The following is a 14876-nucleotide window of genomic DNA, read 5'->3' as shown; positions in this document are numbered from 1 at the left end:
CGCTCAGTACACGGGAAGTGTCCGGGGGCCGAGGTCGTCGCGGGCCGGGGGTGGCGCCAGGCGTACGGAGGCGCCGAGCACGCTCAGACCGCGCGGGGCGACGACGACCGGTTCCAGGGTGACCGCGACGACCTCCGGATGGTCGTCGACCAGCCGCGACACGCGCAGCAGCAGCTCCTCCAGCGCGGGCGTGTCGACGGGCGTCGAGCCGCGCCAGCCGAACAGGAGCGGCGCCGTCCGGATCGAGCGGACCAGCGAGGTCGCGTCCCGGTCGGTGACGGGCACGAGCCGGTGCGCCATGTCCCCGAGCAGCTGGGAGGCCGCGCCGGCGAGCCCGAAGGAGACCACCGCGCCGGCCGCCGGGTCGATGACCGCGCGGACGACCGTGTCCACCCCGCGCGGGGCCATCCCCTGCACGACCGGCCGCAGCTCCTCCGGCTTTCCGAACAGGCCGGTCAACTCGGAGTACGCCCGCCGCAGTTGCTCCTCGTCGGCGAGGTCCAGCCGTACGCCGCCCAGGTCCGCGCGGTGGCGCAGGTGCGGGGCGGTGGCCTTGAGGGCCACGGGGTAGCCGAGGGTGCGCGCGGCGGCGACGGCGTCCTCGGCGGTGGGCGCGGCCACCGCGCGGTGCACATGGACGCCGTACATCCGCAGCAGCTCGCAGGTCGCCTCCGTGCCGAGCGTGAGGCCCTGCCCGCGCGCGAGCAGCCCGCCGATCAGCTCGGCGGCTCCCTTCTCGTCGACGTCCTCGTACTCGGGCACCTTCCCGGGCTGGGCGGCATCGCGTCGCCACTGGGCGTACTTCACGCCTTCGGCGAGCGCACGGACGGCGCGTTCGGCGGCGGGGTAGGCGGGGATGAGACGGGAGTCGGCCGGGGTGGCCGATGGTTCCGGTGCCGGGGTGGCCCATCGGTCCAAGGCGCGGAACGGATGGGCACCGCCCACGACACCGGATGCGTTCGAACCGGCCTGTGGTGCGGTACTGGCAGCGGCCGACAAGGCCTCCGCGAGCCCGCCCAGCTCGACGTGCACCACCAGAACCGGCTTGGCGGGCGCCGAGGAGGCGGCGGTGCGCAGTGCCTCCGCCAGCTCCGCGTCTCCCGGCGACGCCTCCCCGATCGCCGGGATCGCCGTCACGATCACCGCGTCGCACGCCTCGTCGGCCAAGGCCCGCGCCAGCGCCACCCGGAAGTCCTCCGCCGACGCACCCGTCGTCAGGTCCAACGGCGGCAGCGGCCGGAGCCCCTCGGAGAGACACGCGTCGTACGTCAGCTGCCCCAGGGACTCGGAGTTCCCGAGGATCGCCACGCGCGGCCCCGTCGGCAGCGGCTGGCGTGCGAGGAGCAGGCCGGTGTCGACCAGCTCGGTGATGGTGTCCACCCGGATCACCCCGGCCTGCCGGAGCAGCGCGGACACCGTGGCGTGCGGCAACCGCGTCGCCCGTACGGTGTGCCCCTGGGGAGCGGAACCGGAGCCCTGCACGACGACCAGCGGCTTGGCGGCCGCCGTACGGCGTGCGAGGCGGGTGAACTTGCGCGGGTTGCCGATGGACTCCAGGTACATGAGGACGACATCGGTGTCGGCGTCGTCGTACCAGTACTGGAGGACATCGTTGCCGGAGACGTCCGCGCGGTTGCCGGACGAGACGAAGGTGGACACGCCGGTGACGCCGGTGACGCCTCCCCCGCGGCGGTGGAGCCGGGAGAGCAGTGCGATGCCGATGGCGCCGGACTGGGCGAACAGTCCGATGCGCCCGGGGCGGGGCATCTCGGGGGCGAGGGACGCGTTCAGCCGTACGTCCTGGGAGGTGTTGATGATCCCGAAGGCGTTCGGCCCGATGATGCGCATGCCGTACGCGCGTGCGTGCCGGACGAGTTGGCGTTGGCGCTCGCGCCCTTCGGGGCCGCTCTCGGCGTATCCGGCGGAGACCACGACGAGCCCCTGGACGCCGTGCTCACCGCACTCGGCGACGACCTCGGGCACATGGTCGGCGGGGACGGCGACGACCGCGAGGTCGACGGGTCCTTCGATGTCCCGCACCGAGCGGTGGGCGGGCACCCCGTCGAGTTCCTTCAGCTCTTCGGGGAACGCCTTGTTCACGGCGTGCAGGCGTCCGGTGAACCCGGCGTCCCGGATGTTGCCGAGGACGCTGCGGCCCACACCGCCGGGCGCGCGGCCGACGCCGACGACGGCGACGGAGCCGGGCGTCAGCAGCCGCTGCACGGACCGCGCCTCGGCGCGGTGTTCGCGCGCGTACTGCACGGCGAGTGAGCGTTCGGTGGGTTCGAGGTCGAACTCCAGGCGTACGACGCCGTCCTCGAAGCTGCGCTTCTGGGTGTACCCGGCGTCCGTGAACACCTTGATCATCTTGGTGTTGGCGGGCAGCACCTCGGCGGCGAAGCGGCGGATGCCGCGCTCGCGCGCGACCGCTCCGATGTGTTCGAGGAGGGCTGAGGCGACGCCGCGTCCCTGGTGGGCGTCCTGGACCAGGAAGGCGACCTCGGCCTCGTCGGCCGGGGCCGAGGCGGGCATGCCGTCGGCGCCGATGCGGTCATAGCGTACGGTGGCGATGAACTCGCCGCCGACCGTGGCCGCGAGTCCCACCCGGTCCACAAAGTCGTGGTGCGTGAAGCGGTGGACGTCCTTGGCGGACAGGCGCGGGTAGGGCGCGAAGAAGCGGTAGTACTTCGACTCGTCCGAGACCTGCTCGTAGAAGCTGACCAGGCGCTCGGCGTCATCAACGGTGATGGGGCGGATGCGTGCGGTGCCGCCGTCGCGCAGCACCACGTCGGCCTCCCAGTGGGCGGGGTACTCGTGCCGGTCCGACGCGCTCTGCATGGGGCCCAGAGTACGGCTAGCGCCTGACGAGGGCGCGAGGCAGTCTGTGGAGGACGGAAGTCGGATCGAGGCCGAGGTTCGACGACCACATGGGGAACGGGACGCAGGACCGTTCCTGCCACGCTTCACGTGTGGAACACTGGTCTAGACAACCTGAGCACCGAAGGGCAGCATCACATGGCTGAGCGCCGCGTCAACGTCGGCTGGGCCGAGGGCCTCCACGCCCGCCCCGCATCCATCTTCGTCCGGGCCGCCACGGCCGCAGGTATCCCGGTGACGATCGCCAAGGCCGACGGCAACCCCGTCAACGCGGCCTCCATGCTGGCCGTTCTCGGCCTGGGCGCCCAGGGCGGCGAGGAGATCGTCCTCGCCTCCGACGCCGAGGGCGCGGACGCCGCGCTCGACCGTCTGGCGAAGCTGGTCTCCGAGGGCCTCGAGGAGCTGCCCGAGACCGTGTGAGCGTCGCTCGCAGCACGCGCGAAGCCGCGTCGCCCCTTCCGGGCGGCGCGGCTTCGCCGTTTCTCACGGCACTTTCGGGAGAATTGCAGCGGGCACACCTGAGACGCACGACCGGGAATTCTCGGCGCGCACGAAAAAGGGCAGCGGAAATACGTCTCCACCGAATATCTCCCCTTTGTATACGGCCCCCGTGTTAATGCCGCTGGCCCGACATGTTTACGGGAGGTTGCGAAGTCCTCACACGCTCCGGTCGCTCCCCGCCGGAAAAGCGCATCCGGTGCGCGGCGGTCGTGCGCTCGGCGTGCAGCGCCGTGATCGTCCGCGCACGCTCGCCGTCGCCGCGGGCCACCGCGTCCACGATCGCGCCGTGCTCCGCCCAGGACTCCACCGGGTCGGCCGGGGCGTCCACCGCGTACATCCAGGCGATCTTGTGACGCAGCTGGGTCAGCGTGGAGGTCATCGCATGGCTGCCGGAGGCCTGGGCGAGCGTCTCGTGGAACCAGCTCCCCAAGGAGCGCAGATCCTCGCTGCTGCCCCGCCTGGCCCGCTCCTGGCCGATCCTGACGAGCCCGCGCAACACCTTCAGATGGGCCTCGGAGCGCCGTTGGGCGGCCCGGGAGGCGCCGAGCGGCTCCAGGAGCATGCGCATCTCCAGCAGGTCGGCGGCCTCCTGCTCGGTGGGTTCGGCCACGCACGCGCCCGCGTGCCGCCGGGTCACCACGAAGCCCTCGGCCTCCAGCGTGCGCAGGGCTTCCCGCACGGGGACGCGCGAGACGCCGTAGCGGCGCGCGAGGAGTTCCTCGGTGAGCCGGCTGCCGCGCTCGTAGACACCCGCGACGATGTCGTCCCGGATGGCCGTGCATACCGAATGCGCCGGAATACGCATGACCGACCTCCGCCTTAATCCCCGTGAAACGTCGACGATGGACGTGTGGTCAGTGACTCTATGGCAATGAGCCGGAATTTCCGATGGCGGTCCGGAATCCATGGATATTTTTTGGACAGCGGGGCCCGTGAAAGCGCGAAAGCCCCGGCTCGGGGAGCCGGGGCCGCGGTATGTCCTGCGAGGTGTCGTCAGACGTTCACGCCGTGCTGGCGGAGGTAGGCGACCGGATCGATGTCCGAGCCGTACTCCGGAGTCGTACGGGCCTCGAAGTGCAGGTGCGGACCGGTCGTGTTCCCGGTCGCGCCGGAGAGGCCGATCTGCTGGCCCGGGGTGACCTGCTGGCCCACCGAGACACCGATGGACGACAGATGGCCGTACTGCGTGTACGTGCCGTCACTCATCTTGATCACGATCTGGTTGCCATAGGCGCCGCCCCAGCCCGTCTGCACGACGGTGCCGGAGCCGACCGCGTGCACCGTGGTGCCGCTCGCGGCGTGGAAGTCGACGCCGGTGTGGCTGCCGGACGACCACAGAGAGCCGCCGGACTTGTAGCCGGTGGAGATGTAGGAGCCGGAGATCGGCGCCACGAAGGCGTTGAGGCGCTTGCGCTCGGCGGCGCGCACGGCGCGGGCCTTGGCCGCGCGGGCCTGCTCGGCCTCCTCGCGCGCCTTCTTGGCCTCCGCGGCTGCCTTCTTGCGCGCGGCCTCCTCGGCCGCCTTCAGCTGGGCGGCCTCCTTCTGGGCGGCGGCCTGGGCGTCGACCCGGTCGGCGACCGAGTGGCCGACGGTGACGACGGGCATGAGGCCGGTCTGCTCGACGGCGGTGTCGGCGGCGAGCGCCGGTGCGCTCAGGGTGCCGATGACGCCGGTGGTGGTGAGCGCGGCGACGCCCGCGGCGCGGGCGGTGGTGCGCTTTATGCGGCTGGGACGACGGTGCTTCCCGGTGGCGCAGGTGAACGCCATGAAGATGAGCGGTCCTTTCCTTCCTTCTCGCCTACCGGGTTAGCTGACGGGTTCGGAGCAGGAAGGTCTCCTACGGGCCCCCTCGCGACACGCGCGGGCGTCCGATTCACCCCAGGGACTGCCTAGTTGGGTCCCCGGCTCCCCTGGCTCGCGCCGTACGGGGACTCGGCGATGACTGTCCGGTGCCGCGGTTGCGGCGCACTGCCCGACGAACAGCCCGGACGACGCTAAGCGGGACCACTTTCAATCCTCAAACGGATCACGGCTTTTGTAGCGCATCCCACAGGCCAGACAGGCAACCTTTCCCTCAATTCGGACATCAGGGGCCCCTGGAGACCTTTTCGTCTCCAGGGGCCCCTCCGTGTGCCGCTGCTCGTGTGCCGCTACTCGGCGGACACCACCGTGACGGTGCCGATACCGAGGGCCTCGACGGGCTCCTTGATCTGCGCGGCGTCACCGACGAGGACGGTGACCAGGCGGTCCACCGGGAAGGCGCTCACGGCGGCCGCGGTGGCCTCCACGGTGCCGGTCGCGGCCAACTGCTGGTACAGCGTCGCCTGGTAGTCGTCCGGCAGGTGCTGCTCGACCTGGTCTGCCAGCGTGCTGGCGACAGCCGCGGCGGTCTCGTACTTCAGCGGCGCCACCCCGACGAGGTTCTGCACGGCGACATCGCGCTCGGCGTCGGTGAGACCCTCCGCCGCGAGCGTGCGCAGTACCGTCCAGAGGTCCTGCAGGGCGGGGCCGGTGTTCGGGGTGTCGACGGAACCGCTGATGGCGAGCATCGCGGCGCCCGAGCCGTCGGGGGCCGAGCGCAGCACCTGCCCGAACGCCCGCACACCGTAGGTGTAGCCCTTCTCCTCGCGCAGCACGCGGTCCAGACGGGAGGTGAGGGTGCCGCCGAGGCAGTAGGTGCCGAGCACCTGCGCGGGCCACACGCGCGCGTGCCGGTCGGGGCCGATGCGCCCGATGAGCAGCTGCGTCTGGACGGCGCCGGGGCGGTCCACGATGACGACACGGCCGGTGTCGTCGGCCGTCACCGCCGGCACGGGCCGCGGCTGGGCCGAGGAGCCCGTCCAGGCGCCCAGGGTGTCGCCGAGGAGCGCGTCCAGGTCGACGCCGGTGAGGTCGCCGACGACCACGGCGGTGGCCGTGGCGGGACGGACGTGCTTCTCGTAGAAGGCGCGTACGGCCGCGGAGTCGATGTTCTGGACCGTGTCCTCGGTGCCCTGGCGCGGGCGGGACATGCGCGCGGTGGCCGGGAAGAGCTCCTTGGAGAGCTCCTTGGCGGCACGGCGGGAGGGGTTGGCCAGCTCGTGCGGGATCTCGTCGAGGCGGTTGCGGACGAGCCGTTCGACCTCGCTGTCCGCGAACGCGGGCGCCCTGAGGGCGTCGGCGAGCAGCCCGAGGGCCTTCTCCAGGCGCGAGGCCGGGACTTCGAGGCTGAGGCGTACGCCGGGGTGGTCGGCGTGTGCGTCGAGGGTGGCGCCGCAGCGCTCCAGCTCGGCGGCGAACTCCTCGGCGGAGTGCTTGTCGGTGCCCTCGGAGAAGGCACGGGCCGTGATGGTGGCGACGCCGTCCAGACCGGCCGGTTCGGCGTCCAGGGGCGCGTCCAGGAGCACCTCCACGGCGACGACCTGCTGGCCGGGGCGATGGCAGCGCAGGACCGTGAGGCCGTTGTCGAGGGTGCCGCGCTCGGGGGCCGGGAAGGCCCACGGCTTGGCGTCGCCCGCCTGGGGCTGGGGGTGGAAGTCCATCGTGGCGAGCTCGGTCACTGGGCCGCCTCCTCGTTCTCGTCCTGGTCGGCGGGGGCTTCGGCGGCGGTCGGCTCGTAGACGAGCACCGCGCGGTTGTCGGGGCGCAGGCGGGCCTTGGCGACCTCCCGGACCTCCTCCGGTGTCACCTCCAGCACGCGCTGGACGGCGGTCAGGGCGAGCTGCGGGTCGCCGAACAGCACCGCGTAGCGGCAGAGTTCGTCGGCGCGGCCCGCGACCGTGCCGAGGCGGTCCAGCCACTCACGCTCCAACTGGGCCTGGGCGCGTTCCATTTCCTCGGCTGTGGGGCCCTCCTCGGCGAACCGGGCGAGCTCCTCGTCGATGGCGGCCTCGATGACCGGCACCTCGACGTCACCGGAGGTCTTCACGTCCAGCCAGCCCAGGGACGGCGCCCCGGCCAGCCTCAGCAGGCCGAAGCCGGCCGCCACGGCCGTACGGTCGCGCCGTACGAGCCGGTTGTAGAGGCGGGAGGACTCGCCGCCGCCGAGGACGGTGAGCGCCAGGTCGGCCGCGTCGCACGCGCGTGTGCCGTCGTGCGGCAGCCGGTAGGCGGCCATCAGGGCGCGCGCGGGGACCTCTTCCTCGACGACCTCGCGCAGCTGCGCGCCGATGACGTCGGGCAGCGTGCCGTCGCGGGGCGCGGGCTTGCCGTCATGGCCCTGGATCGAGCCGAAGTACTTCTCGATCCACGCGAGGGTCTGCTCCGGGTCGATGTCGCCGACCACGGACAGAACCGCGTTGTTGGGCGCGTAGTACGTACGGAAGAACGCGCGCGCGTCCTCCAGGGTCGCCGCGTCCAGGTCGGCCATCGAGCCGATGGGCGTGTGGTGGTAGGGGTGACCGTCCGGGTAGGCGAGGGCGGTGAGCTTCTCGAAGGCCGTGCCGTAGGGGACGTTGTCGTAGCGCTGGCGGCGCTCGTTCTTGACGACGTCCCGCTGGTTCTCCATCGACTCGTCGTCCAGGGCGGCGAGCAGGGAGCCCATGCGGTCGGCCTCCAGCCAGAGCGCGAGCTCCAGCTGGTGGGCGGGCATGGTCTCGAAGTAGTTGGTGCGCTCGAAGCTCGTGGTTCCGTTGAGCGAGCCGCCGGCGCCCTGCACCAGCTCGAAGTGGCCGTTGCCCTTCACCTGGCCGGAGCCCTGGAACATGAGGTGCTCGAAAAGGTGAGCCAGGCCGGTGCGCCCCTTGACTTCGTGGCGCGAACCGACGTCGTACCAGAGGCACACCGCTGCGACGGGGGTCAGGTGGTCCTCTGAGAGCACCACGCGCAGGCCGTTGGCCAGGCGGTGCTCGGTCGCTGTCAGGCCGCCGGAGCCTGCCTGGGCTGTGGCCGTGTGACCCATGGGCATGTACATCCCTTCGATCGCGGGAGCGGTCGTTCCAACCGCGGATTTCCTGCTGGTCCTGCCACTTTATGCAAGCGTGCGGCGGGTCGGCGAAGTTCCCGGAGGTCGTACGCCGAGAGCGAGAAGCCGGTTGCGGGCGGCGATGGCGTAGCCTGCGGGCAGTCCTGTCGCAGGGCCGCCCCGGTGGGCGCACGCGGCGCCTCTCGGCGCCGGGCCGAGCGTTGCGCACCGGGTCCCGGCACGTGTTGTCAGTGCCACGGTCCACAATGGTCCGCATCAGATCCCGTCAAACGCTTCAACCATGAGTGAGCCGATGGGGCGCGCCCCGTGGGTGAACGACCATGAATCAGGAGGAGCCGGCAGCGATGGCCCGCCGCAGCACGAAGACCCCGCCGCCCGACGACTCGTACGAGGAGAAGATCCTCGACATCGACGTCGTCGACGAGATGCAGGGCTCCTTCCTCGAGTACGCGTACTCGGTCATCTACTCCCGCGCCCTGCCCGACGCCCGGGACGGCCTCAAGCCGGTCCATCGCCGCATCGTCTACCAGATGAACGAGATGGGCCTGCGCCCCGACCGCGGCTATGTGAAGTGCGCCCGCGTGGTCGGCGAGGTGATGGGCAAGCTCCACCCGCACGGCGACGCGTCGATCTACGACGCTCTGGTGCGCATGGCGCAGCCCTTCTCGATGCGGGTGCCGCTCGTCGACGGGCACGGCAACTTCGGCTCGCTGGGCAACGACGACCCGCCGGCGGCCATGCGGTACACGGAGTGCCGTCAGGCCGCGGCGACGAGCCTGATGACCGAGTCGATCGACGAGGACACGGTCGACTTCAACCCCAACTACGACGGCCAGGAGCAGGAGCCGGTGGCCCTGCCCGCCGCCTTCCCGAACCTCCTGGTCAACGGTGCGTCGGGCATCGCGGTCGGCATGGCCACGAACATGCCGCCGCACAACCTGGGCGAGGTCATCGCCGCCGCCCGCCATCTGATCCGCCACCCGAACGCGGACCTCGACACCCTGATGCGGCACGTCCCCGGCCCGGACCTGCCCACCGGCGGCCGGATCGTGGGCCTGGCCGGCATCCGGGACGCGTACGAGACGGGCCGCGGCACGTTCAAGATCCGCGCGACGGTGGCGGTGGAGACCGTCACCGCGCGGCGCAAGGGCCTCGTCGTGACGGAGCTGCCCTTCACGGTCGGTCCCGAGAAGGTGATCGCCAAGATCAAGGACCTCGTCGGCTCCAAGAAGATCCAGGGCATCGCCGACGTCAAGGACCTCACCGACCGTGCGCACGGCCTGCGCCTGGTCATCGAGATCAAGAACGGCTTCGTGCCGGAGGCCGTTCTCGAGCAGCTCTACAAGCTGACGCCGATGGAGGAGTCCTTCGGCATCAACAACGTGGCGCTGGTGGACGGCCAGCCGCTCACGCTGGGCCTGAAGGAGCTTCTTGAGGTCTATCTCGACCACCGCTTCAACGTCGTGCGCCGCCGCAGCGAGTTCCGCCGCAGCAAGCGGCGCGACCGTCTGCACCTGGTGGAGGGCCTGCTCACGGCGCTGGTCGACATCGACGAGGTCATCCGGCTGATCCGCTCCAGCGAGAACTCCGCCCAGGCGAAGGAGCGCCTGATGGAGCGCTTCTCGCTGTCGGAGGTCCAGACCCAGTACATCCTGGACACCCCGCTGCGCCGCCTGACCAAGTACGACCGCATCGAGCTGGAGGCGGAGAAGGAGCGGCTCAACTCGGAGATCGCGGAGCTGACCCGGATCCTGGAGTCGGACGCGGAGCTGCGCAAGCTGGTCTCCGCCGAACTGGCCGCGGTCGCCAAGAAGTTCGGCACCGACCGGCGTACGGTGCTGCTGGAGTCCTCGGGCGCCCCGGTGGCGACCGTGCCGCTCCAGGTCGCGGACGACCCGTGCCGCGTCCTGCTGTCCTCCACGGGCCTGCTGGCCCGCACCGCGAACGGCGAGCCCTTCACGGAGGACGCCGACGCCCGGCGCGTCAAGCACGATGTGATCGTCTCCGCGGTGCCGGCGACGGCCCGCGGTGAGGTGGGAGCGGTCACGTCGGCGGGGCGCCTGCTGCGGATCAACGTCATCGACCTGCCCCAGCTCCCGGACACCGCCTCCGCCCCGAACCTCTCGGGCGGCGCCCCGCTCACGGAGTTCGTCTCCCTGGAGGGCGACGAGACGCTGGTCTGCCTGACCACGCTCGACGAGTCCTCCCCCGGCCTCGCCCTGGGCACGGAACAGGGCGTCGTCAAGCGCGTGGTCCCCGACTACCCGTCCAACAAGGGGGAGCTGGAGGTCATCACCCTCAAGGAGGGTGACCGGATCGTCGGCGCGGTCGAGCTGCGCACGGGCGAGGAGGACCTGGTCTTCATCACGGACGACGCCCAGTTGCTGCGCTACCAGGCCTCCCAGGTCCGCCCGCAGGGCCGGCCGGCGGGTGGCGTGGCGGGCATCAAGCTCGCCGAGGGCGCCAAGGTCATCTCCTTCACGGCGGTGGACCCGGCGGCGGACGCGGTGGTCTTCACGGTCGCGGGCTCGCGGGGCACGCTGGACGACTCCGTCCAGACCACGGCGAAGCTGACCCCCTTCGACCAGTATCCGCGCAAGGGCCGCGCGACCGGCGGTGTGCGCTGCCAGCGGTTCCTGAAGGGCGAGGACTGTCTGTCACTGGCCTGGGCCGGCCATGCGCCCGCCCGGGCGGCCCAGAAGAACGGCACGCCCGCCGAACTGCCCGAGATGGACCCGCGCCGGGACGGTTCCGGCGTGTCGCTCGCGAAGACGGTGTGGGTGGTGGCCGGCCCGGTCTAGTCGGCGAGGACCTCGTCGTCGGGATCCACCTGTACGTCTTCGTACGGGTGGCCTTCCCGGCCGTCGTCGGGGTCCCGTACGTAGCGCAGGACGCCCCACATGCCGTGTTCGTCGGCGTGCGGGGCGTCGCTCGTGCACGCCTCCAGTTCCTTGCCGAGGGCGGGGGCGTCGAGGTCGGAGCCGATGAGGACGAGCTGCGTGAGGCGTGGGTCGGTGGCCGCCCAGGGCTCCGGGTAGAAGCGGAGGAACCGCCCGACGGCGTGGACGGCGTAGCGGTTGCGCACGTCGTACGGTCCGAAGTCGACGTACCCCTTGATCCGGTAGAGCCCTTCGGGCCGGCTGTCCAGGAATGTCATCAGCCGGCGCGGGTCGAGCGGCGTCTCGGAGACGAAGGACAGACTGTCGTACGCGGTGTGCAGGTGGCCGGCGTGATCGTCGCCGGAGTCCTGGTGGAGATCGTCGAAGGAGAGCTGGCCGATGCGCTCCTCGCTCGGCCGGCAGTCGAAGAGGAACTCGGGGTCGATCCGGCCGTACCGGGCGGGGACGACCGGGGCCCGGTCCGTGAGCGACCGGACGAGGCCGAGGACGCGCTCGGCGTCGGCAGCCCGGTCGAGCTTGTTGACGACGACGAGGTCGGCGAGGGCGAGATGCCGGTCGATCTCGGGGTGCCGGGCGCGGGTGTCGTCGAATTCGGCGGCGTCGACGACCTCGACGAGCCCTCCGTACACGATCCCGGGATGCTCGCTGGCGAGCACCATGCGCACCAGTTCCTGGGGCTCCGCGAGTCCGCTGGCCTCGATGACGACGACATCGATGCCGGTGGCGGGGTTGGCGAGCCGCTCCAGGTAGACGTCGAGTTCACCGACGTCGACGGCACAGCACAGGCATCCGTTGCCGAGGGACACGGTCGAGTCGCCGAGGGCGCCGGCCACGGCCATGGCGTCGATCTCGATGGCACCGAAATCGTTGACTAGGGCTCCGATGCGGCTGCCGCCGCTGTGGTGGAGGAGGTGGTTGAGCAGAGTCGTCTTCCCGGAGCCGAGGAATCCGGCGAGTACGACGACCGGAACCTGCGGACTGCTGTGCCCCACGCGCGACCTCTCTCACACCGACGCGTGCACCGGCTCGCGGTCCCGGCGCACGTACGAGGATTCAATGCCGTCCCAGGATACGAGCCGGAAGAATCACCGCGAAGTGAACGATTGTTAGCAGCACTTGTGGGGCAGACGTTGGGCATGGCGCCGAAGCGTGCGACCCTCACTTCCTTCCGTGCGCCTCCTCTCCGCCTCCCCGCCGACCAGAGCCGCTCGGCACCCTGGGAGACGGCAAGCGCCGCCCACTCGCCGGTCCCCCTCAGTCGAACCGCACCCCGACGACCGGCGGACGGCCGCCTGATTCGGGGGTTGACATGGCCACACAGAGGAACGCAGCAGGGAGGGTGGGCTCTGCCGCGCTCAGCCTGTTACTCGCCACCGCCACGATAACGGTCGCGGCACGTCAGCGACGGGCGGAAGCGGCGCGCCTCGAAGCGGCACGCCTGGAGGAACGACGCCTGCAGCTGGAGGAGTTGGCGATCAGGCGCAAGGCACTGGCACATCAGCAGCGTATGCACTGGGAATTGCTGGCCAGGGCGATCGACGACCCTTCCCTCGCCGCGGTGATCGATACGTACGACAAGAGCATCCCGGTGGAGAAGCGCCGTCAGTTCTTCTACGCCAACGCGTGGTATGTCCACCTCTTCCACCTCTACCGGGCGGGGATCCTGGACCGCGAGGAGCTGTACAGGTATCTGCGCGAGTTCTTCCAGAGCCCCTTGTTCCGTGAGTACTGGGAAGCGTCACAGGGCCAGCGCGCGACCCTCAATGAGTCGTCGGACGAGGCCGTCATCGGACGCATGGTCGACGGCCTCGTCATGGATCTCGATGAGGCGGATACGGATGAGTGGTGGGTGGTCGGCAACCCGCCGTCCGACTGACGCGAGAGGCCCCAGGACGGTGCGTGTGAGTCAACCCGTCCGTCGCACAGAAGCAGCTGAGTGACTTTTGCCCGTGGCGCCACGAGCTCCTTTCGAACCCCAGTAACGTGCTGCCAACCGCTGTGCCCCAACCCTTTCCGAAGGACCGGTACCCCTTGAAGATCGTGCGCCGCATCGGTGTGCCTCCGAGTGCCCGTGGCAGTAACTCGGGAGCCAACTGCCCCGATGTGTTCGAACTCAGCGATGGCAACTTCGCCGTCATCGGCACCGAAGCCACCGAGAAGCTGGACGGTGAGCTGCCGGAAGACGCCTCGCGTGCCGACTACGAACGCATTGTCGTCGTGAGTCGGGAGACCCTGATTCGCGCCAAGGCCGACATCCCGGACGCGTAAGTGACGCCATGGACAACATCGGAGCCATAACGGGGCTGGTCAGCGCCCTGGGCGGACTTCTCGCCGGCATCGCGGCGATCGTGAACGCGATCAAGTCGCGTTCTGACAACCGGCCACCGGACGACCAGCATCCGACACCACCACCGCCGTAGCGGTTCCCGGGTCCGGCACCTCTCAGGTGCCGGACCTCACACTTGCCGGGCCGCCCTCAGCCCGCCGGCACCGCCGCCGGCGCTCCCGGCCCTACGTAGCGCGCCACCGGACGGATGATCTTCCTGTCCTCCGCCTGCTCCAGGATGTTGGCGCTCCAGCCCACCACCCGCGCCGCCGCGAACGTCGGCGTGAACATCTCGCGGGGCAGCCCGCACAGTTCCATGACGACGCCCGCGTAGAACTCGACGTTCGTGTGCAGCTCACGGCCGGGCTTCAGCTCGGCGAGGATGGCCTCGACCTGCCGCTCCACCTCGACGGCGAAGTCGACGCGGGGGCCGCCGAAGTGCTGGGCGATCTCACGGAGCAGGCGGGAGCGGGGGTCCTCGGTGCGATAGACGGCGTGACCGAAGCCCATGATGCGGTCGCCCGCGAGGATACGTTCCCGAATCCAGGGGTCGATGCGGTCGGGGGTGCCGATCGCGTCCAGGGTGTCCAGCGCACGGCTGGGCGCTCCTCCGTGCAGGGGGCCCGAGAGGGCTCCGACCGCGCCCACGAGACAGGCCGCGACATCAGCGCCTGTCGACGCGATCACCCTGGCCGTGAAGGTTGACGCATTGAATCCATGATCAATGGTTGAGATCAAGTATTGCTCGACGGCCCGAGCCTGCTGAGGGTCCGGCTCGGTGCCGGTCAACATGTACAGATAGTTCGCCGCGTACGAGAGGTCCTCGCGCGGCTCCACGGGGTCGAGTCCTCGGCCCAGCCGGTGCAGCGCGGTGAGCAGCGTCGGTACGGCCGCGGCAGCGACCACGGTGTCCTCGCGACGCCGGCCGGCGTCGATGTCGTACACGGGACGGAAGCCCTTCGCCGCGCCCAGCAGCGAGAGCGCCGTGCGCATCCCGGCGAGCGGGCCGGATTCCCGCCCGGCGGCCGCTATGCCGGGCAGGGCGGCGCGTACCTCGTCGGGCAGGCGGCGCAGGGCCGCGGTCTCGGCGGCGAAGGCGGCGGCACGTGCGGCGTCGGGCAGTTCGCCGTGGACGAGCAGGTGCCAGACGTCCTCGAAGCCGCGGGTCTGCGCGAGTTCGACGGCCGAGTACTGACGGTAGTGGTAGAAGCCCTCGAGCCCTCGGACGTCACCCACCTCGGTGTCGGTGACGACGACGCCCGCGAGTCCTCGCGGAACGTCGACAACAGTGGCTGCCGACCTGTTGACGGACATGTTTTCCTCCCTGGACTTGATTCGACTGTCCATGCTTGACTCGATTACTGTCAAT

Annotated in this window: 12 protein-coding genes and 1 riboswitch; of the genes, 5 read left to right on the top strand and 7 right to left on the bottom strand. The window is 70.7% G+C overall.

The features are described 5' to 3' along the window. Positions 1–3: 3 nt before the first annotated feature. Positions 4–2838, bottom strand: a complete 2835-nt coding sequence (locus ACGFNV_RS17865) for a GNAT family N-acetyltransferase (protein ID WP_393623505.1) — start codon at positions 2836–2838, stop codon at positions 4–6. Between the two features lie 177 nt (positions 2839–3015). Between ACGFNV_RS17865 and ACGFNV_RS17860 the strand changes: the two genes are divergently transcribed. Continuing rightward, positions 3016–3297, top strand: a complete 282-nt coding sequence (locus tag ACGFNV_RS17860) for an HPr family phosphocarrier protein (RefSeq protein WP_016432192.1) — start codon at positions 3016–3018, stop codon at positions 3295–3297. 193 nt (positions 3298–3490) lie between these two features. Here the strand turns inward: ACGFNV_RS17860 and ACGFNV_RS17855 are convergent, their stop codons facing one another. From ACGFNV_RS17855 to ACGFNV_RS17840, 4 genes are all read right to left on the bottom strand, one after another. After that, entirely contained in the window at positions 3491–4183 is a 693-nt protein-coding gene (locus ACGFNV_RS17855) for a GntR family transcriptional regulator (RefSeq protein WP_393623504.1), read from the bottom strand. Positions 4184–4371: 188 nt separating this feature from the next. Next, the gene (locus ACGFNV_RS17850; protein WP_393623502.1) at positions 4372–5145 is read right to left on the bottom strand and encodes a M23 family metallopeptidase; all 774 of its coding nucleotides are present in this window, start codon (positions 5143–5145) and stop codon (positions 4372–4374) included. Between the two features lie 14 nt (positions 5146–5159). Beyond that, positions 5160–5326, bottom strand: a riboswitch (cyclic di-AMP (ydaO/yuaA leader). A 202-nt stretch (positions 5327–5528) separates the two neighbouring features. Next, positions 5529–6917: a M16 family metallopeptidase gene (locus ACGFNV_RS17845; protein ID WP_393623501.1), complete on the bottom strand. Its 1389-nt coding sequence runs from the start codon at positions 6915–6917 to the stop codon at positions 5529–5531. Then, positions 6914–8263 carry a M16 family metallopeptidase gene (locus tag ACGFNV_RS17840; protein WP_393623499.1) on the bottom strand — a complete coding sequence of 450 codons (1350 nt, stop codon included), beginning with the start codon at positions 8261–8263 and terminating at the stop codon, positions 6914–6916. The genes ACGFNV_RS17845 and ACGFNV_RS17840 overlap by 4 nt, the downstream gene beginning before the upstream one ends. Positions 8264–8625: 362 nt before the next feature. Here ACGFNV_RS17840 and ACGFNV_RS17835 point away from each other — a divergent pair, with 362 nt between their 5' ends. Further along, a complete protein-coding gene (locus ACGFNV_RS17835; protein ID WP_393623498.1) occupies positions 8626–11082 on the top strand; it encodes a DNA topoisomerase (ATP-hydrolyzing) subunit A in 2457 nt (818 codons plus the stop codon). Here the strand turns inward: ACGFNV_RS17835 and ACGFNV_RS17830 are convergent. After that, the gene (locus ACGFNV_RS17830; RefSeq protein ID WP_393623496.1) at positions 11079–12173 is read right to left on the bottom strand and encodes a CobW family GTP-binding protein; all 1095 of its coding nucleotides are present in this window, start codon (positions 12171–12173) and stop codon (positions 11079–11081) included. The two genes, ACGFNV_RS17835 and ACGFNV_RS17830, sit on opposite strands and share 4 nt — an antisense overlap. A 347-nt stretch (positions 12174–12520) precedes the next feature. Between ACGFNV_RS17830 and ACGFNV_RS17825 the strand changes: the two genes are divergently transcribed. The 3 genes from ACGFNV_RS17825 to ACGFNV_RS17815 all read left to right on the top strand — a co-directional run bounded on the left by ACGFNV_RS17825 (position 12521) and on the right by ACGFNV_RS17815 (position 13601). After that, complete coding sequence (locus ACGFNV_RS17825; RefSeq protein ID WP_393623494.1) at positions 12521–13057, top strand: DUF6082 family protein; 537 nt, start codon at positions 12521–12523, stop codon at positions 13055–13057. 155 nt (positions 13058–13212) lie between these two features. Beyond that, positions 13213–13449, top strand: a complete 237-nt coding sequence (locus ACGFNV_RS17820) for a hypothetical protein (protein WP_393623492.1) — start codon at positions 13213–13215, stop codon at positions 13447–13449. Between the two features lie 8 nt (positions 13450–13457). After that, positions 13458–13601, top strand: a complete 144-nt coding sequence (locus tag ACGFNV_RS17815) for a hypothetical protein (RefSeq protein WP_393623490.1) — start codon at positions 13458–13460, stop codon at positions 13599–13601. A gap of 56 nt (positions 13602–13657) precedes the next feature. Here ACGFNV_RS17815 and ACGFNV_RS17810 read toward each other — a convergent pair whose 3' ends face one another. After that, a complete protein-coding gene (locus ACGFNV_RS17810; protein WP_393623488.1) occupies positions 13658–14821 on the bottom strand; it encodes a citrate synthase/methylcitrate synthase in 1164 nt (387 codons plus the stop codon). Positions 14822–14876: the final 55 nt, after the last annotated feature.

Origin of the sequence: Streptomyces sp. NPDC048751 (assembly GCF_043198595.1) — a bacterium.
GTDB lineage: Bacteria > Actinomycetota > Actinomycetes > Streptomycetales > Streptomycetaceae > Streptomyces.
This window is presented reverse-complemented; position numbering and strand designations above follow the sequence as displayed.

Coding starts and splice junctions, on each gene's coding strand:
- ACGFNV_RS17815 (WP_393623490.1), top strand. CDS start 13,458: ATGGACAACATCGGAGCCATAACGGGGCTGGTCAGCGCCCTGGGCGGA.
- ACGFNV_RS17850 (WP_393623502.1), bottom strand. CDS start 5,145: ATGGCGTTCACCTGCGCCACCGGGAAGCACCGTCGTCCCAGCCGCATA.
- ACGFNV_RS17855 (WP_393623504.1), bottom strand. CDS start 4,183: ATGCGTATTCCGGCGCATTCGGTATGCACGGCCATCCGGGACGACATC.
- ACGFNV_RS17840 (WP_393623499.1), bottom strand. CDS start 8,263: ATGCCCATGGGTCACACGGCCACAGCCCAGGCAGGCTCCGGCGGCCTG.
- ACGFNV_RS17810 (WP_393623488.1), bottom strand. CDS start 14,821: ATGTCCGTCAACAGGTCGGCAGCCACTGTTGTCGACGTTCCGCGAGGA.
- ACGFNV_RS17860 (WP_016432192.1), top strand. CDS start 3,016: ATGGCTGAGCGCCGCGTCAACGTCGGCTGGGCCGAGGGCCTCCACGCC.
- ACGFNV_RS17865 (WP_393623505.1), bottom strand. CDS start 2,838: ATGCAGAGCGCGTCGGACCGGCACGAGTACCCCGCCCACTGGGAGGCC.
- ACGFNV_RS17835 (WP_393623498.1), top strand. CDS start 8,626: ATGGCCCGCCGCAGCACGAAGACCCCGCCGCCCGACGACTCGTACGAG.